Consider the following 24,444-nt stretch of genomic DNA (forward strand, 5'->3'; position numbering starts at 1 on the left):
AGGATCACAAATGCCTAATAGTCAGGCTTCGCTTCTTGGGCAAAGACGCTTTTTGCCCTACTTCGTCACTCAATTTTTTGGTGCGTTCAACGACAACATTTTTAAGAACGTTCTCCTACTATTTGTCGCCTTTGCTGGCGCAGGCGCACTCCCGGTATCAAGTAATCTATTCATCAATCTAGCAGCTGGCTTATTCATTCTGCCCTTTTTTCTTTTTTCTGCTTCTGCTGGTGTTCTTGCTGATAAATACGAAAAAGCGTGGTTTATCCGTAAAGTTAAACTCGCAGAAATAGGCATCATGTGTTTAGGCGCTATTGGATTTATTACCGAGAGCTACATCATTCTGCTGGCTTTACTATTCCTCATGGGGACACAGTCCGCCTTTTTTGGCCCAGTGAAATACGCTTTACTGCCTCAGCAGCTTAAATCTAATGAACTCGTACCCGGTAACGCACTTGTTGAGACGGGAACCTTTCTCGCCATACTACTCGGTACTTTAGGTGCCGGTGTGATTGCTTCTGCAGACAATGCTAAGTATGTTGCGGCGATTTGCGTCGTGGTATTTGCAGTGCTTGGCTACATTTCTAGTCGCTCAATCCCTGAAGCGCCGGCCAGTGCTCCTGACCTCAAATTCCGTTGGCAACCCATCAAGCAAACCAAGAAAACGATCGCTATCGCTAAATCCGACCGAACTATTTTTCAGGCGCTTATGGCCATCAGCTGGTTTTGGTTCCTTGGCGCTGCGTACTTAACCCAGTTTCCAAACTTTACTAAGCTACATCTAAACGGTAGCGAGAGTGCGGTGTCGTTTTTACTTGCTCTATTTTCTGTTGGTATCGCGATTGGTTCACTCGCCTGTGACAAACTGTCAAACCATCGAATTGAAGTCGGTATTGTTCCACTCGGTAGTCTTGGCATCACTGTGTTTGGCGCACTGATGGCGACATCTATTCCTACGACTCTTCCTGACTTTGTTGGCTTTAATGATTTTGTTGCACACCAAGCACTTTGGCCGGTATTTGCCTATCTGCTCATGCTTGGCGTTTCGGGGGGGATTTTTATCGTTCCTCTCTATGCCTTGATGCAGCAACGTGCAAAAGAAACAGAACGCGCACAAGTGATTGCGGGATTGAATATTTACAACTCCCTGTTTATGGTCGGTAGCGCTGTTTTAGGTATTGTCTGTCTAAGCATCCTAGAACTGAGTATTCCTCAGCTTTTCTTATTACTGTCTGTGATGAATCTGTTGGTCGCGATTTATCTCTGCCTGCAGGTGCCTATTTTTGTGGTGCGATTCTTAGTGTGGATGCTGACTCATACCATGTATCGCGTCACTCATAAGAACCTACATAACCTACCGCAGAAAAGTGGCGCATTGTTGGTTTGCAATCACGTCAGCTATATGGATGCGCTATTGCTAAGCGCAGTATGCCCAAGGTTAATACGTTTCGTTATGGAAGAAGATTACGCTAACTTGCCGCCTTTAAGACGCTTTTTGAACCGTGCAGGGGTTATCCCAATCTCTGCTACCAATCGACGTTCAATCATCCGTGCTTTCAATGAAGTCGAGCAAGCGTTAGCCGAAGGTCACATCGTATGTATTTTCCCAGAAGGTCGACTGACCTCTGACGGTGAGATGAACGACTTCTTACGCGGAATGGATTTGATCCTAAAACGCAGCCCAGTTCCAGTAATCCCAGTTGCCTTGAAAGGCCTTTGGGGCAGCTATTTTAGTCGCTATAAAGGCGCAGCCTGTAAAGGTTTACCATCACGTTTCTGGTCTAAAATCGAGATCGAAGTGGGCACACCTGTTGACCCTAGCCTTGCTTCAACGGAAAGCATGCATCAAAAGGTATCCTCACTGCGCGGAGACTGGCGTTAATCTTGCCGCTGAAGTTACTAGGTTGAACATGCGTTTAGTTTTTCTTAACGCATGTTCAATACATTCAACTCTATTTATCGTGGTCATTACGCTACACTGTCATGTAATTGCCTACTACTGTCTTTATAATGAAAAATATAACTAGATACCTTCCTTTTGGCTTAGCTTTAATCGTTTGTCTTACGCCTTATATTTCTTCGCCAACCGCTCTTGTTATTGGCTTCTTACTTGCCTCATTAGGTCTAGTGCCGGCCGATTTAAACCTAGCCAAATTCACCAAAAAGCTTCTCGCCTATTCCATCGTTGGACTCGGTTTTGGGATTCACTTTGATCAAGCGCTTGCGGTTACTTCCGATGGCATCGGCCTTATTATCGCAACTATTTTGGGCACACTATTGATTGGATGGTGGGTTGCTAAATGGATGGGACTAAACAAAGAGACCGGATATTTAATTTCATCAGGAACCGCGATCTGTGGCGGAAGTGCGATTGCGGCTGTAGCGCCTGCCATTAAAGCCGACGACGAGCAAATCGGGCTAGCACTGGCGACAGTCTTCGTTCTAAACTCGATTGCGCTGTTTATATTCCCTGTTATCGGCCACGCACTAAATCTAGACCAGCACACTTTCGGTACCTGGGCTGCCATTGCAATACATGATACCTCTTCGGTTGTTGGCGCAGCTTCTGCTTATGGTGAAGAAGCATTAACCACCGCAACAACACTAAAATTAGCGAGAGCCCTATGGATTATTCCGATTGCTCTGTTTAGTGCATTTCTATTCCGTAGTGATTCAAAAAAAATCACCATTCCTTACTTCATTTTATTTTATTGCGCGGCGATCGCGTTCAGCGATTTAGTGCCACAATTCGAAGTCATTTATCAGGGTATATTTAATATTGCCAAGCGTGCGCTGGTGATATGTCTGTTCTTGATAGGCTGCGGTATTTCGGTAGAGAAACTGAAGTCTTCCGGCCCTAAGCCGTTAGTTTTCGGTGTTACGTTGTGGGCTTTGATTTCAACCACTTCTTTAGCGTGGCTCACTCTCGCTTAAAACTCATCCGCTTTTGGGATTAGCTTTTTGCGCTTTTGTGGTTTGGCACTGAGAACCAACACGGACACGAGCAAAAACGCAGAAAGCTCAGCCAATGCTCTAACTAAACCGTCGCTTTGCACGGCGACGATTATCTGCAAAATTACTGCGATAACTAAGGCTGATTTCATCATTCTTATACCAATTTCCATATCAAGCTAAATGCTATTATGAGTTAAAGTTATAAGATTGATAAATTCATATTTGTACTATGAAATTGCCAAATTAACTAAGTTGCCCTTCTAGCCAATGAATAAAGGTTTGTACTTTGGGTCTCTTCTCGGTCCCTAAAGGGCACACTAAGTCATAACTCATATCCGTTTCCATACTCGGGTAAGGAGTAATTAACTCACCACTATCGATATATGGTTTGACGAAATGATAACGCCCCATCGACACACCAACATGATTAAGGGCACATTGAGTCCCCATATCACGGTGGCTAACACAGTAAAACTGTTCGAATAGGTTGACCTTAACCCCAATATGTTTAATCCATCTTTGCCAGACATCTGATTCAAGAGCATGAATGAAATTCACTCGGTGAAGTGACTCTAGGCCATCGTCAAATATACCGAGATCTTTGGCATATTTAGGCGTGCAAACCGGTAAGTACTTCTCACCGAACAAGCGTTTTCGGTACATATCAGGCAGTTGATTTGTACCGTAGTAAATCGCCAAATCTAACTGACTTTGGTTATAGTTTTGTTCTTCTTGAGCAAAAATATTGAGATTAAACCTCGGGTACCTTTGCTTAAAATCCGCAATACGCGGCAGTAGCCAACCATTGGCAAACGCTGGACTCATCGCAATGTTGAGCTGTCCATACAGTTCGGTGTTATTAATCTGTTCAATATCGCTATAGATGAGGCCTAACGACTTTGAGATTGTTTTGTTGAACCTTTCCCCTTCAGGAGTCAACTCTAGCTTGCGTGTCCCTCTTACAAACAGGTTAAAGCCAAGTTCACCTTCTAATACTTTGATGCGATGACTTACTGCACCTTGGGTTAAGTGAAGCTTTTTTGCTGCCAACGTGAAGCTCATCATTTTCGCCGCCACATTGAAGGTATGCAGATTTCTCAGTAACTGTTGTTGGTTTGCCATACGCACTTATGCATTAAACTTTTTAATTCATAGTATGAGCTATTTCGTTTGTTCGCACCGTGAATTAACTCATAAAATCAACCACAGAAAGCTATCAATAGAGAGCACGTTACGTCTGACTCACGCCAAACGGCTCTCATATTAAAAATATTAATTTAATATCTTAGGGGCAAATATGAACATACTTGGATATATGCAGAAAGTGGGTAAGGCGTTGATGGTACCCGTTGCCACACTGCCAGCAGCCGCAATCCTGATGGGTATCGGCTATTGGCTTGATCCTGTTGGTTGGGGTTCAGAAAACATTCTCGCAGCATTTTTAATTAAGTCTGGCGGCGCAATCATCGATAACATGGCGGTGCTATTCGCGGTCGGTGTGGCATTTGGCCTAAGCCGAGACAAAAACGGCTCAGCGGCACTATCGGGCTTCGTGATGTTCTTAGTGGTAACCACACTTCTCGCGCCAGGCTCTGTTGCTCAGTTAACGGGGGTTGATGCAAGCGAAGTACCTGATGCCTTTGCTAAGATCAGTAACCAATTTATCGGTATTATCATCGGTATTATTTCTGCTGAGATCTATAACCGTTACTCGAGTGTCGAGCTGCCTCAGGCACTGGCATTCTTTAGCGGCAAGCGCTTAGTTCCAATCCTAACCTCTCTTGCTGGTATGGTGCTGTCATTTGCTCTGCTTTACATCTGGCCGGCTGTGTACGATGCACTAATCCTATTTGGTATCAAGCTTGAGAGCATGGGCTCAGTTGGTGCTGGTCTATTTGGCTTCTTTAACCGTCTATTCCTATCGGTAGGTATGCACCACGCACTCTACCCAGTATTCTGGTTCGACGTTGTAGGCATTAATGATATTCCTAACTTCTTAGGCGGCGCTCAGTCGATTGCCAATGGTACAGGTATTCCTGGAAAAACAGGGATGTACCAAGCTGGTTTCTTCCCAATAATGATGTTTGGTCTACCTGCTGCTGCGCTCGCTATGTACCACTGCGCGGACGCTAAGAATAAGAACCAAGTCTTTGCAATCATGCTTGCTGCGGGTATGGCTTCATTCTTCACCGGTATTACTGAACCATTAGAATTCAGCTTTATGTTCCTTGCTCCAGTACTGTTCCTAATTCACGCTGTTCTTACTGGTATCTCGTTATACATTGCTGCGTCAATGGAATGGATGGCAGGCTTTGGTTTCTCGGCAGGTCTGGTTGACTTCGTGCTATCGAGCCAAAACCCTCTAGCGACCAACTGGTACATGCTAATACTACAAGGTCTTGTATTCTTTGCGCTTTACTACGTTATTTTCCGCTTCGCCATCGTTAAGTTTAACCTTAAAACGCCAGGCCGCGGTGAGGACCTATCGAAAGAAGAATCTCAAGATATTCCTGAGCTGACGACAGAATACATCAAGGCAATTGGTGGCGCTGATAACATCACTGAAGTAGACAACTGTATTACTCGCCTTCGCTTAGGAGTAAAAGATTCGTCATTGGCTGACAGTGACAAGTTGAAACAGCTAGGTGCTGCGGGTGTTGTGCCGGTCGGAAAAAATGGACTTCAGGTCATCATCGGTTTAGGCAAGGTTGACAAGGTTGCCGAGCAGATGAAGCTACAACTGGCTAACTAATTAATAAGAGTTTGTGGTGATTCACCTTCACCACGCCCCCCTGAAGTGCAGTTTTCGCTTAGTCACCGAATCTGCACTTCTTTTTATATCTGGCTTACTAACCACTCTTTCACCGACTTTCTCGACACCTTAATGCCACTTTGCAAAAGCGTCTCCGGCATAGCGTAATAAGCAATTGGCCATTTGAACTTAACTAACCATTGTTTTAGATAAGCCTCAATTTCGCTTTTTTCTAACACATTGGTAAATGAGCAGACCGCGACAGGGCGATGGCCAAACTCAGCATTGGTAATCGGCACAACGATAGCTTGAGAAATATCAGGCACCTGCATCAGGGCAGCTTCAATCTCTTCGCAATGAACATTTTCACCACCGGAGATAAACTGATTATCCGCACGGCCAATGATTTTGAGCTCACCAGACACCCACTCACCTAAGTCTTTACTATCAAACCAACCATTTTCGACCAGTGGAGTTAGCTTTCCTTTATGGTAATAACCGGATGCAAGAGTTTCTCCGCCAATATAGATCCGCTGCCCTTCAAGTTTCAGCTCTCGGTTAGGTAGCACCTTGCCTGCGCTGTAGTGTTCATCGATACGTTTAGCCGTTACCGTCGAGGCCGCTTCGGTCATGCCATAACCTAGCCAAGTTTCGATACCTTGTTTGGCCGCTTGCTGACTCAATGCTAAAGGCACATGACTGCCTCCGAGCAAGACATGACTCAGTGACAAGCACACTTTATCGTCAAGCAAACGCTTTAGCTGAGTCGCGACCAAAGAGGCATGACTAACCCCAAGTATGTCTGTCGCCAAATCTCCTGTGCCTACCTTGATGGTTGCGCCACTGTATAACCAGCGATAAACAATCGCTAAGCCTGAGACATGGTACATAGGCAAACTCAATAACCAAGTATCGCCTTGCTGATAGGAAAATGGTTCCAGCAGCCCCGATGCAGAGGCGAGATGCTGACAAGAAGTGTGAGCGACCGCTTTCGGCGTACCTGTCGAACCAGATGTGAAAACAATCGAAGCGAGGTTATCAGGTTGGTAAGCACTAACTTTTTGAGGCTCTACCGTCTCGCCATATCGAATATTACTGCTCGAGCTTAGCTCTTGAGACTCAACATTAACCCACACCCTTTGCTTCGACTTCGATAAGTACAAAGTATCGAGTTTATTGTCTAGCTCAGCACGAGTTTGTGGCATGGTCAGCGCGCAGGTAACACCTAGCTCTAAACACGCTAAGAAGATAATTAGCTGCTCAATGCTGTTCTTACCAACACTGGTGAGTACGTCTCCAGCCTCAAGCCCCTGCTGATTTAGGTGATTAGCTACTTTGGCGACTAAATCATTCAGCTCAGCCCAAGTATAATTTCTATCACTTGTTTCGAGTGCGCATAAAGATGGGCTCATTAGAGCCCATTGTTTTAAAGGGGAAAGTTCGCGCAGCATTACGATTGCCATATCAATGGCTGTTCTGCCAGGCTGACAACTGGCAACTCGCAAGAAGGCCATGGAGTTTCAAGCTGCTGAGCAAATAGCCCAACCGTATCTAATCCCGGCACTTCATCTGGCAACTGCCAATGCGCAAATCTTGCTAGCTGGGTTAGACCCAAACTAGATTCAATGCTAGAGCTTACCACTGCCTTGATGCCGAGCAACTTAGCTTTATCGATCAACTCAATACAGCGCTCAACTGAACCAATTAGGGTCGGTTTAATGACGATAGCTTTAGCGCCGTTTAGGTCCTCAAGCTTAAAGTCATCTTTACGAATCGCATGTTGCAGTGTTTCATCCCAAGCGATTGCAATACCGGTATTGATCGCAAACGAAAAGCTATCACCCGGAACCTGGCAAGGCTCTTCAATAAAAGCGATTCGGCCACGTAGTGACGGCGCTATTTTTTTCGCAAACTGCTCAGCCTTTTCAGCACTCCACGCTCGGTTTGCATCCAAGCGTAGCGTCAAATCAGGAATCGATTCTAAAAATAGACTGACTAGCATTCCGTCACGGATAGGTTCGTATAAGCCGACTTTGATCTTAGCGACTTTCTCACCTGTCATAGCGTTTAGCTTAGGCAGTAACTCATCTGGGTCACCTGAGCATAAAGGCGCAGCTTGATAGCTACCGTTTACCGGAAGCTCTTTGTTAAGCTCCATCTGAGCCATAGAAAGTCCAAATGCGACAGACGGAAATAACTCATCAAGTTTTAACTCTGAACCTTGTTGCCACAATTCGAGCTGCTCAACAAGTTGCGAGTAAACCTCATCCATGGTCTCTACGCTAAAGCCAGGTAGCGGCGCAATTTCGCCTCTACCAACATCGCCGTCCAAGCTTAGCTCGACAACAAAACCTTCACGATGTTTTAGCCTTTGTTCACGCAGTATCACGCCACTGTCCATCGGCAATTCATAGCGATACAGTTTGGCTGATCTCATAGCAATATCCCTTTATATTTTGATTTAAATGTAGCTTGTATTGGATATTTCACCCATTTGTACGTTGATATCTAAGCTATAGCCTTAAGAGCAAGGAGAGGACGCGCAGTTTATAAGCATAAATGAGCATCCTCGACGTGGCTATTGAGGCTAGAGCGACGATATCGACAACAAATTAAGGGTTGCGTGGAAATTTGTTAAAGTCCGGACGACGCTTTTCATTAAATGCATTGCGCCCTTCTTGTCCTTCCTCTGTCATGTAGAACATCATGGTTGCGTTACCCGCTAGCTCTTGTAAGCCTGCTTGGCCATCACAGTCAGCGTTCAGTGCCGCTTTCAGGCAGCGTAGTGCCATTGGGCTGTGTTGTAGCGTCTCACGACACCAACGTACGGTCTCTTTTTCTAGCTCTTCAACTGGAACAACTGTGTTCACTAGGCCCATATCCAATGCTTCTTGAGCATCGTAGAAACGACATAGGAACCAGATTTCACGAGCTTTCTTCTGACCCACGATACGAGCCATGTAAGACGCGCCCCAACCGCCATCAAATGAGCCAACTTTCGGTCCAGTTTGACCAAACTGCGCGTTTTCAGCTGCGATTGTTAGATCACACATCATATGCAGAACATGACCACCGCCGACAGCCCAACCAGCAACCGCTGCGATTACAGGCTTAGGACAAGTACGAATTTGGCGTTGGAAGTCTAGAACATTTAGGTGGTGAGTACCTGAATCATCTTGGTAACCGCCGTAGTCGCCGCGAATTTTCTGGTCGCCGCCAGAACAGAAGGCTTTCTCACCTAAGCCAGTCAAAATAATCACACCAACACCTTCGTCGTAACGAGCATCAGCGAGAGCATTAATCATCTCTTTTACTGTTTGCGGACGGAAAGCGTTGCGAACTTGAGGGCGAGCAATGGTAATTTTTGCGATGCCATCTTCTGATTTATGGTATTGAATATCTTCATATTCACCTGCGCAGTCATTCCAGTTAACTGGTGCGTATAGTTCTTCTTCTGAGATACCGACTGTTTTTGCCATGGTGATTCCTGTTTGTTTACCTAATGACTCAACTTAACGACTCAAAGTGTATTGAGTTGAGCTTTTATGATTTCTGCAAAAGCTTGAGGTTGTTCGATATGAACATTGTGTCCAGCTTGTGCAACTTGGCTAAAAGACAAACCGCTTTGTTCGGCCAACTGACTAAACTTATTGTCTTTCTCGCCACAAATATAATGTGTTGTTACGCCCGAGCATTTTAATCGCTCAAGCAAATAATCTTGTCTAGCTAGCGAAGTAGCTTCGAGCATACTCGCTACAGAAGTGCCTAGATTAGCACTGCGTTTTAATATCAGGTTTTGTCTTTGCTCATGGTTTAGTGAACTAAAGACGCGCTGCAAATACCAATCGGCCAACACCTGCTCAATTGGCTCATTTCTAAAACGTTCAGCCCAGCGATGATCGTTATCCCAGCGAGCTTTTTTGTCTTGCTCTGTTTGCAAGCCAAAGTTCCCGCCTTCAACAATAAGGCGTTGAATATTAAGAGATGAGAAGTAATGATTCGCCACACCGGACATCGCTATCCTTCCCCCCAAGGAATAGCCAACTAATACTATAGGCTGCTCTGGACTCACATGGGTGAGAAGAGTGTCAGATATTTGATCGCAACAATCTTCAAAATTGAAACAAGAGTGTAATGCGCTCATCCCATGCCCCGGAAGGTCGATGGTAATCGAGGGAAAATCACTAAGTTGCTGGCGAACCTGATGCCAATCTTTACCACAACCCAGCAAACCATGGAGATACACAACAATGGGTTTTGATTGGCTATCGTTGAGAGTGGGATGACTAAAGAGCATAGACTTGTTGAATAAACTCTTTCAGTTGAGAAGAAGCTTGTTCCGGAGGAGTTTGAACCTCAACCAATAATGTACCCTGCCCACCAAGTAAGTGATTGTTCACTGTTTCCGTGTAAGCGTATAAGGTTTCAGGCTTACTATATGCCAGTTTGAATTGCTTGGCAGCATGCTCGAAATCAAAGCCATGAGGCATCTGATAGAGTGATTGTTTCTGCTGCTGTGGCACTGGCAGTAAGTCAAATATTGCGCCACCATCATTACTGATCACCACCACAACGACAGGTATCGATTGGTGCGACAGAAGCGCGAGTGAATTGATATCGTAAAGCAGTGACGTATCACCAATAAATACTACGGTCGGTGATTGATTTGCTCGAATCACACCGGTTGCCGTCGCAATCAGTCCATCGATACCCGAAGCTCCGCGGTTACTGTATACGGAGTAATCCGCCACGCCGCTGAACATATCCACCAGACGAACAAATAGGCTGTTCCCTAAGAAGATATCGGTATTTAAAGGGAGCTGATTGAGGTTTAACGCCAAACCAATCTCACTCAAACAAGCTGGTGCTGCAAGGTGAAGCTGAGCAAGTGACGCAACTTGTTGAGAAATATGCGATAGTTCTTTTGCCCAACCAGCGGCCGTACAAGTTAATGGTTGTATCGCGCTTACAGCTTGGGTTAACCATGGTTCAATTGCCGAAACATGGTGCGTTTGCATCAAATGAGCTTGATTGTTGCGCTCTCTTTTCGGGTCAAGAAAGTGATAGAATGCACCGCGCTGTTCAACTTGCTCGACTAGCCATTGATTGAGGCGTTTCGATACAACTCGCGAGCCCACTTGAAGGATCAATTCACATTGATTAAGCAATGCTGCATTAGCACTGTTTTGTAGCCAGATATCATAGTGCGCCCAGTCGGACGTTACCCCAGCTTGCGGATCAATAAAAATCGGCCAGCCAAGTTTATCGGCTAACTGTTTCGCTTTCTTCGCTTCGCACAAGCTGACACTGCCAACAATGATGACACCTTTTTTCAAGGCAAACTCAGCGACATTGATATGAGGCACAGCCGAGCATGAACGCTGGCAAGTATAGGTATCTTCATTCGCCAGCCAAGTACCCACTTCATCAATATAACCTTGATAAATCGACTTACTTTCGTTGCTATATAGTGGCTCCGGGAATGGGCAATTGATATGTATCGCACTGCCCTGCTCTTGCTGCTCAAACATTACTTGGTCAATCGACGTCAGTAGCCACTTCAAAGGTGTATTCAATGACGGGCTTGGTAGTTCAAGCGCTGAAGTTACATGAGATGAGAAAATACCCGACTGGTTGATGGCTTGATTGGCACCACAACCCACCAGTTCAATGGGTCTATCTGCCGTAAGTACAACCAGTTTTTCGCCAGTCAACTTTGCTTCAGCAATCGCAGGAAGCAAGTTTGCCACCGCGGTCCCAGAAGTCACGACGATCGCTACTGGCTTGCCGCTGGCTTTTGCTAAACCTAGAGCGAGAAAACCAAGTCCACGCTCATCAAAGTGAGTGTGTAGATTCAGTTTGGGATTTTCATCGGCTTCAAGAGTCAGTGGTGTTGAACGCGAACCGGGCGCAACACAAAGCTCCGTAACACCGTGACGAGTCAGTTCTTCAAGTAATACTTGGCACCAAATTCGATTCAGTACCGCTTGATTGATAGTCTGCGTTAGGTCGCTCATTAAGAAGCAACTCCAAGAGGTGGGTTATCTGAGATAAGAGAAAGTAGCGTCGACATCTTCTTATCGAGCTCTTGCCATTCATACTCGGCAACAGAACCGGGAACAATACCGGCACCAGCGAATAGCTGTACTTCACCATCTAACACTAACGCACTACGGATTGCGACGCAGAATTCGGCCCGTTGATGACTGATAAAGCCCATTGAGCCTGCGTACCAACCACGAGCAAAAGGTTCATTTTGTTGAATAAAATCCATCGACTCTTGTCTAGGTAAGCCCGCTACCGCTGCGGTTGGCTGAAGAGCACCAAGCAATTGAACGCCATTAATGCCTTTGTGCAAATGAGCATGGATACTGCGCTTAAGGTGCTGGACTTTACGCAGTCGAACTAACCTTGCTTCTTGTTCTACCACTACATCATCAGAATAAGGCGATAAACGCTCAATGATATCGTCAACCACATATTGGTTCTCATTGAGGTTTTTACTGTCACTCGCTAACCAGTTAGCCAGTTCCATATCTTGGCTGGCGTTGCTGCCTCGGCCAATCGTTCCCGCCAACGCCTCGGTGTAAAGCTCTTGGCCTTGACGTAAATAAAGGCGCTCTGGCGTGGAGCCGATAAAGCTGTGCTGTTTGTCTAGTGAAAGCAAAAAGTGAAAGCTATGGTGATTACTTAAGTAGCTCGATTTCAACAAGCGAGAAGCACAAAGCGGTTGATCCAGTGAGACCGTAGTCTTTCGTGCCAATACCACCTTCTTGAAATCATCGTTTTCAATCCCCATTAGCACTTTATCAACCAATTCAGACCACTGCTCTTTTTCAGGCACATGCTGAATGCTTTCAATATGAGATGAAATCGGTGGTAGCGGTGCTACATCTAGTTGCAGCTTATATAAGCCAGCGAGGGTACGGTGTTTTTCTGCGTTAAGGTTAACCGCTAACGACCATTTGTCATCAAAACGGATTAGCTCCACTTGCGGCAGAAAAAAGAAAGAAGACATACAACGGCGATTTTTTCCGGTGTGACCATCAAAGGAGCGACCGCCCCAAATTCGCTGATCATCGGCTAAAATCGCGTAAGCAGGTGCAGGATCCACGAAAGTATGTAACTGACCTAGCGCAACCACCTCTTCGCGGGTATCGCGAGATTGCCAATAAAACTTTGGAAATAATGGCTGGGCGTCTAACCAGTCAATAAATGGAAAGTCAGGTTTTTCCTCAAGAACTTGAACTAGACGGGTTGTACCGTCTTTCGCATCCTTTACGCGTTCGATCAGTTCAGTAACGGCTTGATGAAAGTATGACAAATCAGCCTCGTATGCATCGAAATTATTATTCATTCTACCCCGCTACTCTATTTATAGACCTCACTCAAATCAAGGTTGCAAACAATGTTTTGCGAAATCCTGTGATAACGGGCGTGCTACAAAGGTGTTATTGTGGCCATCAAACCAGATTTTTATTCTAAAGAACCGTTTTTTAGGTTACTTTAATAAAGTTATTTAATTATTTTTAGGTTTTAATCAATGCAAAATATCGGGATGTCGTCAAAACTCGACAATGTCTGCTATGACATTAGGGGTCCTGTACTCAAACATGCTAAGCGCATGGAGGAAGAGGGACATAAAATACTGAAGCTTAACATCGGTAACCCTGCCCCATTTGGCTTTGACGCCCCAGATGAAATTTTGGTTGATGTGATTCGTAACTTGCCGACTTCACAGGGCTATTGCGACTCAAAAGGTATTTATTCCGCACGTAAAGCCGTTGTGCAACATTATCAGCGCAAAGGCATTCGTTCATTAGACGTTGAAGATGTTTACATTGGTAACGGCGCTTCAGAATTGATCGTGATGGCGATGCAAGCATTGCTAAATAACGGCGATGAAATGCTGGTACCAGCCCCTGACTACCCACTGTGGACAGCTTCGGTTGCTCTATCAGGTGGTAAAGCCGTTCACTACATGTGTGACGAAGAAGCGGACTGGTACCCAGACCTAGACGACATAAAGAGTAAGATCACGCCAAAAACACGCGGCATCGTTCTTATCAACCCAAACAACCCGACTGGTGCCGTCTACAGCCGTGACTTCTTATTAGAAGTGATTGAGATTGCACGCCAACACAAACTGATCATTTTTGCTGATGAGATTTATGACAAAGTGCTATACGACGGTGCAACGCACACCTCGGTAGCGACTCTGACTGAAGATGTATTGGTTGTGACTTTTAACGGTTTGTCTAAAGCTTACCGTGTATGTGGTTTCCGTGGTGGTTGGATGTTCCTTACTGGCCCTAAACACCAAGCGCAAGGTTACATCAACGGCTTAGACATGCTCTCCTCGATGCGTTTGTGTGCCAACGTGCCAATGCAACACGCAATTCAAACCGCACTAGGTGGTTACCAGAGTATTAACGAATTACTGCTTCCAGGTGGGCGTCTTCTTGAGCAGCGTGACCGCGCATGGGAGTTGATCAACCAGATCCCTGGTGTTTCTTGTGTCAAACCAAAAGGGGCGATGTATCTGTTCCCGAAGATCGACACGAAGATGTACAACATTAAAGATGACCAGAAAATGGTACTCGACTTCCTCGTTCAGGAAAAAGTACTGCTGGTGCAAGGCACAGGCTTCAACTGGCCAAAGCCGGATCACTTCCGCATTGTCACTTTGCCACACGTTGAAGACTTAGAAATTGCTATTGGTCGTTTCGAGCGCTTCTTATCAACCTACAGCCAGTAGTAATTAGATTCGTTCTTTCATATGCTTAAAGGGTACTCATTGAGTGCCCTTTTCATTTCATGGAGTAAAGAAATGCCGCAAGACAACGATTCAGAACACAATTATAAGGAAAGTCACTTTTTCGCTCACTTGGCACGGATGAAATTGATTCAGCGCTGGCCACTGATGCGCTCTGTGTCGACTGAAAACATTTCTGAACATAGCTTACAAGTCGCTTTTGTTGCCCATGCTCTCGCTCTGATAAAAAACAAGAAGTTTGGCGCTAATCTCAATCCAGAGCGCATCGCGATTTTGGGCATGTACCATGACACCAGTGAAGTGTTAACTGGCGATTTACCTACTCCAGTCAAATACTACAACCCTGAGATTGCCAAAGAGTATAAGAAGATTGAAGCGGCCGCAGAGCAGAAACTGCTTTCAATGCTACCTGAAGAGTTCCAAGAGGACTTCGCCCCTTTCCTTGTTTCTACCGCTGCACATGAAGAAGACGCAGATATAGTCAAGCAAGCCGACACGATTTGTGCCTACTTAAAATGTTTAGAGGAATTGAGCGCGGGCAACCACGAATATGCGCTGGCTAAAAAGCGCCTAGATATCACCCTTAAAGAGCGCAGTAGCCGTGAGATGGACTACTTTCTCAATGTCTTTGCGCCAAGCTTTGAGCTTTCTCTGGATGAAATCAGCTAATATCAGTTGTCTGATCACTTTTAAAACTGTGGAGTAGGAAGTCGATCAACTCTTTCTTACGTTTTGGCATCAGCTTGCGGTCAGCATAGACAAGACTCACCTCCACTTCCGGCATTTTGTACTCAGGTAATAAACGGACTAAACGGCCAGTGGCAAAGTGTTCACGACAGATAAATTCAGGTAGCACAGCAATCCCTAGGCCATCAAGAGAGGCTTTAAGGCACGCAGTGATGGTATTGACTCGCAGTCGGTATGGCAGGTCAATTTGATAAGAGCTTTCATCATCAAGTTGTAAGTGCCACTTCGGCAAGCGTGCCGCTTTATTGGAGACTTCAACCATTTGATGAGGAGCGATTAAGTCTAAGTGGTGCTCAATCATCCCGTACTCTTCAAGATAGTCAGGACTTGCGACCAAGGCTCGCTTTGAGGCCGTTAAATAGCGCGAGACAAGATTAGAATCTTCCAATTCTCCGATCTGAGCATATAGATCAATCCCCTCACCGATAATATCGACCTCTCTGTTCGAGAGTTCTAAGTTCATAGTGACATTCGGGTAGAGTTTCAAAAATTGATTAATATAGGAGCCCAATACCTGATGCCCTAGTTCGACAGGTAACACGATATTCAAAGGACCTCTAACTAAGTCTTGATTGGCCGAGACTTCTAGCTCTGCTTGATTCATCACTTCCAACATCTGCTGACTGGATTGATAAAACTTTTCACCTTCCGGGGTTAACACTAAGCTGCGTGTCGAACGAGTGATCAATCTCACACCTAAATGCTGCTCCAACTCACCTAGCTTTCGGCTTACCGTAGACTTTGTCATTCGTAAAGACTCAGCAGCGTGAGTAAAGCTACCACAATCAACAACTTGAACGAATATCGTTACTGCATTTAGGTCCATTCACTTTCCTCACCCTGGTTATTAGCTCGATTTCTGCAACAGTGTTTTCAGTTTTTCCTATCTTATCAACCAATACAGATGATTTACAATTCGTTACATTCAATGAATTCGAGAATGCGTCAATGACAGAAACACACGACATGCCAACCAAGAAAAAAACGCGCAACAAAGCCCCTCTTATTGCGACAGTCATTATGCTGTCTCTCGGGCTATTAGGTGGCGGCTATTGGTTTGGCTATGGTCAATACTTCGAATCGACTGATAACGCCTACCTTCAAGGTGATATCACCACAATCAGCCCAAAAGTCTCCGGCTACATCGTTAAATCCTATGTAACGGATAACCAAGTGGTTAAACAAGGCGATCTTCTAGCACAAATCGACGACCGAGATTATCAAGCGACACTCGACCAAGCGAATGCTCATTTAGAGGTAGCCCAATCTAGCGTTAATAATCTATATGCTCAGCAAACCTTGCAACGTAGCCAAATTAACCAAGCTAAAAGCCAAGTTGATTCCGCGCAAGCTGAGTACGATCGCGCGGTTCAGCAAGTCGCTCGCTCTCGTAGTTTGTTGAAACGTAATTATGCGTCTCAAGATGAAGTCGACAGCATGCTGGCGCAACAAAAAGTCACACTGGCACAATTGGAGCAAGCGAAAGCCAACCTAGTGGCAGCAAACGATCAGCTAGTGGTTATCGCCAGCGAAGTTGAACAAGCAAAAGCGTCAGTGACAGAAGCAAATGCCCAATTAGAGCAAGCGCAACTTAATCTTAACTACACCAAAATCTACGCACCTGCCGATGGTGTAATTGGCAAACGTAGCGTACGTGAAGGCTTGCTAGTTCAAGCTGGAACACCGTTAATGAGCCTAGTACCAAACAATGCAGTGTGGATTGAGGCCAATTTCAAAGAAACTCAACTAAGTGGTATTCACCAAGGGCAAAAAGTAGAAGTCGAATTAGATGCCTTCCCAGGTCAAACATTGGAAGGTGTAGTAGATAGCTTCTCACCGGCGACTGGGGCTAAGTTCGCCCTATTACCACCTGAAAATGCGACGGGTAACTTCACTAAAATCGTTCAGCGTGTTCCGGTTAAAATCGTCATCCCAGATCAAAAAGATCTTCAAGGTCGCCTGCTACCAGGTTTATCAGTTGTCACTACCATTGATACGCGAGGCTAGTCATGAGCCAAGCAGTCGTTGATCACGCAGATCAAGAACAACAAGTCCCCGTTCGTCACTGGATTGCGCTTTTTGGCGGTCTTCTTGGCGCCTTTATGGCCATCTTAGACATTCAGATCACCAACTCTTCGCTGAAAGACATTCAAGGTGCTCTATCTGCAACTCTCGATGAAAGCTCGTGGATTTCGACTTCTTATCTGGTGGCTGAGATGATCGCGATTCCACTCAGTGGTTGGCTATCTAAAGCACTCGGTAAACGACGTTATCTCACTTGGACAACGGCTATCTTTACCATCTCCTCTTTGCTCTGTTCGTTCTCTTGGAACATGACCTCGATGATTGTGTTTCGAGCCATGCAGGGCTTTAGTGGCGGTGCGTTAATTCCGCTAGCGTTCTCGCTCGTAGTGCAGCTTCTGCCATTAAACAAGCGTGCGGTGGGTATGGCTTTGTTTGGTGTCACAGCCACTTTTGCTCCTTCTATCGGACCGACCTTTGGTGGCTGGCTGACAGAAAACTTATCTTGGCACTACATCTTCTACATCAACATTCCGCCAGCACTGTTGCTGATTGCAATGATTCGCTACGGTTTAGATGATGAGCCGTTAGAACTGGCAACACTGAAAAAAGCCGACTGGTTTGGCATTGCTACCATGGCACTCGGCCTTGGCTGTCTGGAAGTGGTACTGGAAGAAGGAAATCGTGAAGAGTGGTTTAGCTCAAGCTTCATTATTACGCTAAGCATTATCTCAGCGGTCAGTTTGGTCTATTTCATCATCAATGAACTCCAGCATAAGAAACCACTAGTTAACCTGCGTTTACTGCGAAATGGCCAATTTGCGATGTCCTGTATCGCCTACTTAATTTTAGGTATGGCGTTGCTGGGATCCATCTACGTATTGCCGCTCTATTTGACGCAAATTCAGCAATACAACGCGATGGAAATTGGCGAAGTACTGATGTGGATGGGCTTTCCTCAGCTGCTCATCTTCCCTCTAGTACCTAAACTGACGCAAATCATCAAACCTAAGTATCTCGTGACCTTTGGCTTTGCGATGTTTGGCCTGAGTTGCTACGTGAATACCCACATGACCGTCGACTTTGGCGGACAGCAGTTGATTCTGTCGATGCTGCTACGCGCAATTGGGAGTCCATTTATTATGGTGCCACTCTCTTTAGTGGCAATGAAAAACATCAGCAAACCCGATACACCCGACGCTTCGACTTTAACCAACGTCATGCGTAATTTAGGCGGCGCGTTCAGCATTGCCATTATCGCAACCCTGTTGGATAACAAAACACGTGAGCATTTAGGCCATATTAAAGAGTCGTTGACCTCAGTGAGTATTGACGGTTGGAATGCTCTGCACCAGCAGCAAGCCTTCTTTATTCAATCCGGTAGTGACGCTGCAACGGCGATGCAGCAAGCTCAGGCTAGTTTGTTGGGCACCATGCAACGCGACGCCGCAATCATGGCTTATAACGATGTATTCCTGATGATGACGCTCTTTCTTGGCGTTGCAGCAATATTGGTTTTAAGTATGAAAGATTAGCCGCAAATGCACGTGAAACGGCGATATTTCGTCGTTCTCACGTGTATTTCTTTGTATTTATCATGTAACGGGTGTACGGTAAGAAAAAAGACAAGGGAGTACACCTATGACGTTTAAAATCAGCTCCTTATGGTTCGAAAGACACGATGATGAGCATAAAATTCGTCGTGACGACCACCGCAGTCCCTACCAGCGCGATCGCGCTCGTATTCTTCATTCTGCCGCGTTTAGGCGCCTGCAGGCTAAAACTCAGGTCCACGGCAATAGTTTCGATGATTTTCACCGCACCCGTCTGACGCACTCACTTGAGGCGGCGCAATTGGGTACCGGTATTGTTGCCCAGATTAAGAAGAAGCAACCTGAGTTTCGTGACCTGTTACCTAGTGACAGCCTTATTGATTCATTATGTTTAGCCCATGATATAGGCCACCCACCCTACGGCCACGGGGGCGAAGTCGCCCTCAATTATATGATGCGTGAGCATGGTGGTTTTGAAGGTAATGCGCAGACGTTTCGTATCGTCACTAAACTTGAGCCATATACTGAGTTGTTTGGTATGAACTTAGCCCGTCGTACTTTGTTAGGACTTATCAAGTACCCCGCGCTTATCAGCCAAACCCGTGCTGACGTCATGCCTGAATGTGTTTCCCACCAACGCAAACTCAGAGCTCGTGATTGGTCACCCGCTAAAGGACTTTATGATTGCGATGCCGACCTGTTTGATTGGGTGTTAGCGCCACTCAGTCAAAACGATAAAGCGATTTTTAGCCAGATGCGCGACGAGCAATACCTAGAGACAGAGCATAAGAAGACCCGTTACAAGTCTATCGACTGTTCGATTATGGAACTCGCCGATGACATCGCTTATGGCGTTCACGATCTAGAAGATGCCTTGGTTCTTGGCATGGTCAATCGTAACCAGTGGGTAGAGGGTGCCGCGAGCCTATTGGCTGAGTGTGGTGATCCATGGTTTGAAAAGCATATCGCGTCTATTTCAGACATGCTGCTGTCTGGTACTCATCACCAACGTAAAGACGCGATTGGCGGTATGGTTAACGCCCTGCTGACTAGCATTTCAATTAAGCCAGTCGATGCGCCATTTGAGTCACAGTTACTGGCTTTTAACGCCGTACTTGAACCTTCAATGGCCAATGCTTTGGAGATCCTAAAACGCTTTGTCAGCCAGTACGTAATCCAAGTCCCTCATGTTCAAGTGATGGAGTATAAAGGCCAACAGATCATTATGGATATTTTTGAGGCGCTCAATGCTGACCCAGAGCGATTATTACCCATCGATATCAAGCAAAAGTGGTCAAATAGAAATGATGAGAGTAACGGTTATCGTGTGATTGCAGACTATATCTCTTCAATGACGGATGGCCATGCTCAAAGGCTGCACCAACAGCTGTTCTCTTCTCATTAATCCAAACTATGGCTAGAGTGACAAGCTTGCCACTCTAGCCATCATTCCTTTCAATTAATGATTAAACTCGCTAACAAATTGATTGAGCTTACCTAGTAGTCGACCTTTTTGTTCATCATTAATGAAACTGGCAGCAATCGCATTGCGGGTAAAGCTTACCAGTTCTTGATTGGTCACCTCATGACTCTGGGCAACGGCGTGGAAGTTGGCATTCATGTAACCACCAAAATAGGCAGGATCGTCAGAGTTTATCGTTACGCAGAGACCGCGGCGGAGCAGGTCAACGATATTATGCTGTTCCATTTTCTCGAACACTTTTAATTTGGTATTCGACAATGGGCAGACCGTCAGTGGCATCTTGTTGTTCGCTAATGCATGCAGTAGGTTTTCATCGTCCGAGCAACGCACACCATGGTCAATTCGGCTCACTTTCAGCAACTCCAAACTGTCATAGATATTACTCACAGGCCCTTCTTCTCCAGCATGGGCAACCGTAAGAAACCCCTCTTCTAATGCCTTGCCATAAACGCGAGCGAATTTCTCTGGAGGATGGCCTAGCTCCGAAGAATCTAAACCCACACCGACGATCTTATCCTTATGAGCCAAGGCTTCGAACAGAGTATCGAAAGCACTCTCTTCATCAAGGTGACGCAAAAAGCACATGATGACCTGACTGCTAATACCAAGTCGCTCTTCACCATCTGTCAATGCTCGATGTATGCCGTTAACCACAGTATCAAACGCGATCCCGCGACTGGTATGGCTCTGTGGATCAAAGAAAATCTCTGTATGAATAACATTGTCTTGCTGACAGCGAAGTAAGTAAGCCCATGTCAGATCGTAAAAGTCCTGCTCATGAATCAGCACATTAGCCCCTTGGTAATAGATATCAAGGAACGACTGTAGATTAGTAAATTGATAGGCGGCTTTAACTTCTTCTGGCGTAGCAAAAGGTAATTCGATGTTGTTGCGCTTTGCCAGCTCAAACATCATCTCAGGCTCTAAGGAACCTTCAATATGTAGGTGAAGTTCAACTTTCGGTAGTTGTTCAATAAAAGCAGTTTGATTATTCACGCTTGTGTCTCCATTCATTTTGACTGGGTTCCAACAAGCGCTTTTCTCTAGAAAAGTTTCAAGCATACAAAGAGAAAAGCGCTGTGCACTTTACTCTTCGTAATCTGAAATTATCGGTTTCAGGTAGAGACTCCCACACCTTATCAGTGGGATTATACGAAGTATCGTTTAACTCATACGGGTTAAGCTAAACGATTGCGCATCATTATATTCAACCAAAAGGTCTAATGACAATATCGCGCTTAGAAATAAGTGTAGAAGAAAATCCGCTTAAGAAAGGTAATTTTTCTCAAATACGCCGGGCGGCATCTGTTTGATTTGAAACTCAATCATCTGATTAAAGGCATCAATCAGCGGCATAAAGTCTGTTTCTGGTTCAAGGAGAGAAAGAATATGATAACCCGCTTCAACCGTTGAAAGGCTGTTGTCACTGGGCGCTTTTCTAATTCGATAGTTGCCCTGTAGGTCATCAGGTAAACGTACTAGAGGCAGCTTATGGAGATTGGTCGAGAGTTGCCACATCTTGTAGGCTTTTTTCCAAGTACCATCGAGCAAGATCACACGCACCTTTTGCTGGTTGGCAACTTGCTCGGCTACCTCATTATGAGTGATTGAGCCTTCCCCTGGGTAAAGGACAAAATGTTGGTATTGGCCATCATTGAGTAGTTGGTTAAGCTGATCATTGTTAGAGAAATCCTCACCAACAAAGCAATAACTGTTTGCCAGAGAAAGCTTTAAGATACGCGCAGTGCCCATTGGTCTGTCTGTTTCGCTGTGATGTTGTAGGATGACCAGCTCAACATTCGATGTTAGGCTTTGGATCCATTGGCAAATACACGCTTTGAGTGATTTTCCACATTGAGAACAGTATCGGGACATAGTGTGCGCTTATTTCTTCTATTAATGACAGTCAGTCTACTCTGCCTAGCTCTGCAATTCGAACCGCTTGCCTCACTGACAAATTGGCAACGCGATCTCATTCTTGATGGGCAGTGGTGGCGAATCCTATCAGGAAACTTCACTCATACCAACTTTGCTCATTTGGCGATGAACCTTGCTGGGCTATGGGTTATCAGCTTTATCTTTAGACCCACAGAGAAGTCACTCGCATTACTACTCATTACTATTAGCTTAGCGATAGGTGTACTCAACTTCCTCAGTGATATGAATGGCTATGTTGGATTGTCCGGTTTACTGCATGGGTTATTTGCTTATTTCGCCTTGCAAGAGAGCCTTAATGGACGCAAAAGCAGTTGGTTGCTAGTGGTTGGCGTTATTGCCAAAGTCACTTGGGAACTCACCATGGGGGCATCGCAATCTACTGTCGATCTAATCAATGCGAGAGTGGCCGTCGAGGCGCACCTGTTTGGCATGCTTTCAGGTTTTGTGCTCGCACTGACCATTCGCTTCTTCCCTAGCCGAAATAAATCAGCGGCATAGATATCAGTAATATACCAACCGCTAGACAATAATTAGGTTGATGTTCATCGATAAAGGGCGCAGAATGGCGCCCTTTTTCATGTAGAACAACTCTACGTGATTCTCCGCTTACACACTACAGAGATCAATTTATGGGTTTTACCTCCTTAGGCCTTTCTGCACCAATCCTCAAAGCAATTGAAGAACAAGGTTATGACACCCCTTCTCCGATTCAGGAACAAGCGATTCCTGCGGTACTTTCAGGGAAAGATGTCATGGCGGCAGCGCAGACAGGTACAGGTAAAACAGCAGGCTTTACTCTGCCGATCCTAGAACGTCTTGATAATGGTCAACGTGTAAAAGGCAACCACATTCGTGCGCTTATCTTAACGCCGACTCGTGAACTCGCTGCTCAGGTACAAGAAAACGTATTTAAGTACAGCCGTCATCAGCGTCTTACGTCTCAAGTGGTATTTGGTGGTGTAAAAGTTAACCCACAGATGCTTAAGCTGCGTAAAGGCTGTGACGTACTTGTCGCGACTCCGGGCCGCCTGTTAGACCTTTACCAGCAGAACGCTGTGAAATTTGATCAGCTTGAAGTGTTAGTTCTAGATGAAGCCGATCGCATGCTAGATATGGGCTTCATCCGCGATATCCGTAAGATCTTAAACGTGCTGCCAGCGAAACGTCAGAACTTACTATTCTCAGCAACATTCTCTGCAGAGATCCGTGAGCTGGCAAAAGGCCTGGTAAACGATCCTGTCGAAGTATCGGTCAACAAAGAGAACTCTACCGCGGTCACCATCGAGCAAAGCATCTACCCTGCAGACAAACGCAAAAAAGCGCCAATGCTGGTGAAGCTGATTAAAGATGGTAACTGGAAGCAGACACTTGTGTTCTGTCGTACTAAACATGGCGCAAACCGTTTGGCTTTCTTCTTAAATAAAGAAGGCATTACCGCTGCACCAATTCATGGTAATAAGAGTCAAGGTGCTCGTACTCGCGCACTAGCAGATTTTAAATCGGGCGATGTTCGCGTTTTAGTTGCAACAGATATTGCCGCGCGTGGTATCGATATCCCTCAGCTTCCTCAGGTTGTGAACTACGAGCTACCACACGTATCTGAAGATTATGTTCACCGTATTGGTCGTACTGGTCGCGCAGGTGAAGTAGGTCGAGCAATTTCATTAGTTGAAGCGGATGAAGCGAGTGAACTATTTGGTATTGAACGCCTAATTCAACAAGTGCTGCCACGCATCGAGCTAGACGGCTTCAAACCAGTCAATGAGCTGCCAGAATCTAAGCTTGATACTCGCCCAATTAAGCCAAAGAAACCGAAGAAGCCTAAAAAACCTAAGCAGCCAAAAGCTGAACATGCTGATGGCCAGCGCTCTGGCGATAATGCTCGTGGTAACAAACCAGCAAGCAAAAACAAACGCCACTTTGGTCACAACAAGCCAAATGGTGAAAACCGTGGTAACGGTGGTAACGGCGGCCAAGCGAAACGCAAGCCTGCCGGTGGAAAGCCAAACAGCAACAATGGTGGCAATAGCGGTAATGGCCAACAACGTCGTAAACCAGCCAATCGCAAACCAAGCGGTCAAGCTAAAGCTCAATAACTCTTGAACTAAAAAAGCTTTGAACGAAAAAGCGCTCCTCACTCAGGTAATGCCATTCGGATAAGCGCTAACGCTTATACCTAAACGGATATTTGGTCGGAACAAAGAGGACTGAACGTGGA

Annotated in this window: 21 protein-coding genes and 1 riboswitch; of the genes, 10 read left to right on the forward strand and 11 right to left on the reverse strand. The window is 45.6% G+C overall.

What is annotated here, in order from left to right:
- Positions 1–10: 10 nt before the first annotated feature.
- The gene (locus ACHUFZ_RS03075) at positions 11–1,882 is read left to right on the forward strand and encodes an MFS transporter (RefSeq protein WP_394125814.1); all 1,872 of its coding nucleotides are present in this window, start codon (positions 11–13) and stop codon (positions 1,880–1,882) included.
- A gap of 128 nt (positions 1,883–2,010) precedes the next feature.
- Positions 2,011–2,934 carry a YeiH family protein gene (locus tag ACHUFZ_RS03080; RefSeq protein WP_394125815.1) on the forward strand — a complete coding sequence of 308 codons (924 nt, stop codon included), beginning with the start codon at positions 2,011–2,013 and terminating at the stop codon, positions 2,932–2,934.
- Here the strand turns inward: ACHUFZ_RS03080 and ACHUFZ_RS03085 are convergent.
- Both ACHUFZ_RS03085 and ACHUFZ_RS03090 read right to left on the reverse strand, forming a co-directional pair.
- Entirely contained in the window at positions 2,931–3,107 is a 177-nt protein-coding gene (locus ACHUFZ_RS03085; RefSeq protein WP_167489183.1) for a hypothetical protein, read from the reverse strand. The two genes, ACHUFZ_RS03080 and ACHUFZ_RS03085, sit on opposite strands and share 4 nt — an antisense overlap.
- 91 nt (positions 3,108–3,198) lie before the next feature.
- Positions 3,199–4,077, reverse strand: coding sequence for a LysR substrate-binding domain-containing protein (locus tag ACHUFZ_RS03090; RefSeq protein ID WP_394125816.1), 879 nt, complete (start codon positions 4,075–4,077; stop codon positions 3,199–3,201).
- A 175-nt stretch (positions 4,078–4,252) separates the two neighbouring features.
- Here ACHUFZ_RS03090 and nagE point away from each other — a divergent pair, with 175 nt between their 5' ends.
- The gene (nagE, locus tag ACHUFZ_RS03095; protein WP_394125817.1) at positions 4,253–5,707 is read left to right on the forward strand and encodes an N-acetylglucosamine-specific PTS transporter subunit IIBC; all 1,455 of its coding nucleotides are present in this window, start codon (positions 4,253–4,255) and stop codon (positions 5,705–5,707) included.
- Between the two features lie 83 nt (positions 5,708–5,790).
- On the opposite strand, the gene menE is transcribed toward nagE, so the two are convergent.
- The 6 genes from menE to ACHUFZ_RS03125 all read right to left on the reverse strand — a co-directional run bounded on the left by menE (position 5,791) and on the right by ACHUFZ_RS03125 (position 13,031).
- Positions 5,791–7,158 carry an o-succinylbenzoate--CoA ligase gene (menE, locus tag ACHUFZ_RS03100; protein ID WP_394125818.1) on the reverse strand — a complete coding sequence of 456 codons (1,368 nt, stop codon included), beginning with the start codon at positions 7,156–7,158 and terminating at the stop codon, positions 5,791–5,793.
- The gene (menC, locus tag ACHUFZ_RS03105) at positions 7,158–8,144 is read right to left on the reverse strand and encodes an o-succinylbenzoate synthase (RefSeq protein WP_394125819.1); all 987 of its coding nucleotides are present in this window, start codon (positions 8,142–8,144) and stop codon (positions 7,158–7,160) included. Before menC ends, menE begins: the two co-directional genes overlap by 1 nt.
- Before the next feature lie 175 nt (positions 8,145–8,319).
- Positions 8,320–9,186: a 1,4-dihydroxy-2-naphthoyl-CoA synthase gene (gene menB / locus ACHUFZ_RS03110; RefSeq protein ID WP_394125820.1), complete on the reverse strand. Its 867-nt coding sequence runs from the start codon at positions 9,184–9,186 to the stop codon at positions 8,320–8,322.
- A 41-nt stretch (positions 9,187–9,227) separates the two neighbouring features.
- Positions 9,228–10,004 carry a 2-succinyl-6-hydroxy-2,4-cyclohexadiene-1-carboxylate synthase gene (gene menH / locus ACHUFZ_RS03115; RefSeq protein WP_394125821.1) on the reverse strand — a complete coding sequence of 259 codons (777 nt, stop codon included), beginning with the start codon at positions 10,002–10,004 and terminating at the stop codon, positions 9,228–9,230.
- On the reverse strand, positions 9,994–11,724 hold the full coding sequence (gene menD, locus ACHUFZ_RS03120; RefSeq protein ID WP_394125822.1) for a 2-succinyl-5-enolpyruvyl-6-hydroxy-3-cyclohexene-1-carboxylic-acid synthase: 1,731 nt from the start codon (positions 11,722–11,724) through the stop codon (positions 9,994–9,996). Before menD ends, menH begins: the two co-directional genes overlap by 11 nt.
- Positions 11,724–13,031 (reverse strand): isochorismate synthase, encoded by a 1,308-nt coding sequence (locus ACHUFZ_RS03125; protein WP_394125848.1) that lies wholly within the window; start codon positions 13,029–13,031, stop codon positions 11,724–11,726. The genes menD and ACHUFZ_RS03125 overlap by 1 nt, the downstream gene beginning before the upstream one ends.
- Before the next feature lie 219 nt (positions 13,032–13,250).
- Between ACHUFZ_RS03125 and ACHUFZ_RS03130 the strand changes: the two genes are divergently transcribed.
- Positions 13,251–14,465, forward strand: a complete 1,215-nt coding sequence (locus ACHUFZ_RS03130) for a pyridoxal phosphate-dependent aminotransferase (RefSeq protein ID WP_134833865.1) — start codon at positions 13,251–13,253, stop codon at positions 14,463–14,465.
- A gap of 72 nt (positions 14,466–14,537) precedes the next feature.
- On the forward strand, positions 14,538–15,152 hold the full coding sequence (yfbR, locus tag ACHUFZ_RS03135) for a 5'-deoxynucleotidase (protein ID WP_134833866.1): 615 nt from the start codon (positions 14,538–14,540) through the stop codon (positions 15,150–15,152).
- Here yfbR and ACHUFZ_RS03140 read toward each other — a convergent pair.
- On the reverse strand, positions 15,145–16,056 hold the full coding sequence (locus tag ACHUFZ_RS03140; RefSeq protein ID WP_134833867.1) for a LysR family transcriptional regulator: 912 nt from the start codon (positions 16,054–16,056) through the stop codon (positions 15,145–15,147). The genes yfbR and ACHUFZ_RS03140 overlap by 8 nt on opposite strands.
- A 122-nt stretch (positions 16,057–16,178) precedes the next feature.
- Between ACHUFZ_RS03140 and ACHUFZ_RS03145 the strand changes: the two genes are divergently transcribed.
- The 3 genes from ACHUFZ_RS03145 (at position 16,179) to ACHUFZ_RS03155 (ending at position 20,210) form a co-directional block, all read left to right on the forward strand.
- Positions 16,179–17,237, forward strand: coding sequence for an HlyD family secretion protein (locus tag ACHUFZ_RS03145; protein ID WP_394125823.1), 1,059 nt, complete (start codon positions 16,179–16,181; stop codon positions 17,235–17,237).
- A gap of 2 nt (positions 17,238–17,239) precedes the next feature.
- Positions 17,240–18,787 (forward strand): DHA2 family efflux MFS transporter permease subunit, encoded by a 1,548-nt coding sequence (locus ACHUFZ_RS03150; RefSeq protein ID WP_394125824.1) that lies wholly within the window; start codon positions 17,240–17,242, stop codon positions 18,785–18,787.
- Between the two features lie 106 nt (positions 18,788–18,893).
- Positions 18,894–20,210, forward strand: a complete 1,317-nt coding sequence (locus ACHUFZ_RS03155) for an anti-phage deoxyguanosine triphosphatase (protein WP_394125825.1) — start codon at positions 18,894–18,896, stop codon at positions 20,208–20,210.
- 54 nt (positions 20,211–20,264) lie between these two features.
- On the opposite strand, the gene ACHUFZ_RS03160 is transcribed toward ACHUFZ_RS03155, so the two are convergent.
- Entirely contained in the window at positions 20,265–21,302 is a 1,038-nt protein-coding gene (locus ACHUFZ_RS03160) for an adenosine deaminase (RefSeq protein WP_394125826.1), read from the reverse strand.
- 62 nt (positions 21,303–21,364) lie between these two features.
- Positions 21,365–21,464: riboswitch (purine riboswitch) on the reverse strand.
- Between the two features lie 90 nt (positions 21,465–21,554).
- Complete coding sequence (locus tag ACHUFZ_RS03165) at positions 21,555–22,163, reverse strand: tRNA-uridine aminocarboxypropyltransferase (protein WP_394125827.1); 609 nt, start codon at positions 22,161–22,163, stop codon at positions 21,555–21,557.
- 3 nt (positions 22,164–22,166) lie between these two features.
- Here ACHUFZ_RS03165 and rrtA point away from each other — a divergent pair, with 3 nt between their 5' ends.
- Together rrtA and ACHUFZ_RS03175 are read left to right on the forward strand one after the other, a co-directional pair.
- Positions 22,167–22,724, forward strand: coding sequence for a rhombosortase (rrtA, locus tag ACHUFZ_RS03170; protein WP_394125828.1), 558 nt, complete (start codon positions 22,167–22,169; stop codon positions 22,722–22,724).
- A gap of 131 nt (positions 22,725–22,855) precedes the next feature.
- The gene (locus tag ACHUFZ_RS03175) at positions 22,856–24,322 is read left to right on the forward strand and encodes a DEAD/DEAH box helicase (RefSeq protein ID WP_394125829.1); all 1,467 of its coding nucleotides are present in this window, start codon (positions 22,856–22,858) and stop codon (positions 24,320–24,322) included.
- Positions 24,323–24,444 lie beyond the last annotated feature (122 nt).

The organism is Vibrio hepatarius (assembly GCF_043642085.1).
In the GTDB taxonomy this organism is placed as follows: Bacteria; Pseudomonadota; Gammaproteobacteria; order Enterobacterales; family Vibrionaceae; genus Vibrio; species Vibrio hepatarius_C.

Coding starts and splice junctions, on each gene's coding strand:
- ACHUFZ_RS03075 (WP_394125814.1), top strand. CDS start 11: ATGCCTAATAGTCAGGCTTCGCTTCTTGGGCAAAGACGCTTTTTGCCC.
- ACHUFZ_RS03080 (WP_394125815.1), top strand. CDS start 2,011: ATGAAAAATATAACTAGATACCTTCCTTTTGGCTTAGCTTTAATCGTT.
- ACHUFZ_RS03085 (WP_167489183.1), bottom strand. CDS start 3,107: ATGATGAAATCAGCCTTAGTTATCGCAGTAATTTTGCAGATAATCGTC.
- ACHUFZ_RS03090 (WP_394125816.1), bottom strand. CDS start 4,077: ATGGCAAACCAACAACAGTTACTGAGAAATCTGCATACCTTCAATGTG.
- nagE (WP_394125817.1), top strand. CDS start 4,253: ATGAACATACTTGGATATATGCAGAAAGTGGGTAAGGCGTTGATGGTA.
- menE (WP_394125818.1), bottom strand. CDS start 7,158: ATGCTGCGCGAACTTTCCCCTTTAAAACAATGGGCTCTAATGAGCCCA.
- menC (WP_394125819.1), bottom strand. CDS start 8,144: ATGAGATCAGCCAAACTGTATCGCTATGAATTGCCGATGGACAGTGGC.
- menB (WP_394125820.1), bottom strand. CDS start 9,186: ATGGCAAAAACAGTCGGTATCTCAGAAGAAGAACTATACGCACCAGTT.
- menH (WP_394125821.1), bottom strand. CDS start 10,004: ATGCTCTTTAGTCATCCCACTCTCAACGATAGCCAATCAAAACCCATT.
- menD (WP_394125822.1), bottom strand. CDS start 11,724: ATGAGCGACCTAACGCAGACTATCAATCAAGCGGTACTGAATCGAATT.
- ACHUFZ_RS03130 (WP_134833865.1), top strand. CDS start 13,251: ATGCAAAATATCGGGATGTCGTCAAAACTCGACAATGTCTGCTATGAC.
- yfbR (WP_134833866.1), top strand. CDS start 14,538: ATGCCGCAAGACAACGATTCAGAACACAATTATAAGGAAAGTCACTTT.
- ACHUFZ_RS03140 (WP_134833867.1), bottom strand. CDS start 16,056: ATGGACCTAAATGCAGTAACGATATTCGTTCAAGTTGTTGATTGTGGT.
- ACHUFZ_RS03145 (WP_394125823.1), top strand. CDS start 16,179: ATGACAGAAACACACGACATGCCAACCAAGAAAAAAACGCGCAACAAA.
- ACHUFZ_RS03150 (WP_394125824.1), top strand. CDS start 17,240: ATGAGCCAAGCAGTCGTTGATCACGCAGATCAAGAACAACAAGTCCCC.
- ACHUFZ_RS03155 (WP_394125825.1), top strand. CDS start 18,894: ATGACGTTTAAAATCAGCTCCTTATGGTTCGAAAGACACGATGATGAG.
- ACHUFZ_RS03160 (WP_394125826.1), bottom strand. CDS start 21,302: ATGAATGGAGACACAAGCGTGAATAATCAAACTGCTTTTATTGAACAA.
- ACHUFZ_RS03165 (WP_394125827.1), bottom strand. CDS start 22,163: ATGTCCCGATACTGTTCTCAATGTGGAAAATCACTCAAAGCGTGTATT.
- ACHUFZ_RS03175 (WP_394125829.1), top strand. CDS start 22,856: ATGGGTTTTACCTCCTTAGGCCTTTCTGCACCAATCCTCAAAGCAATT.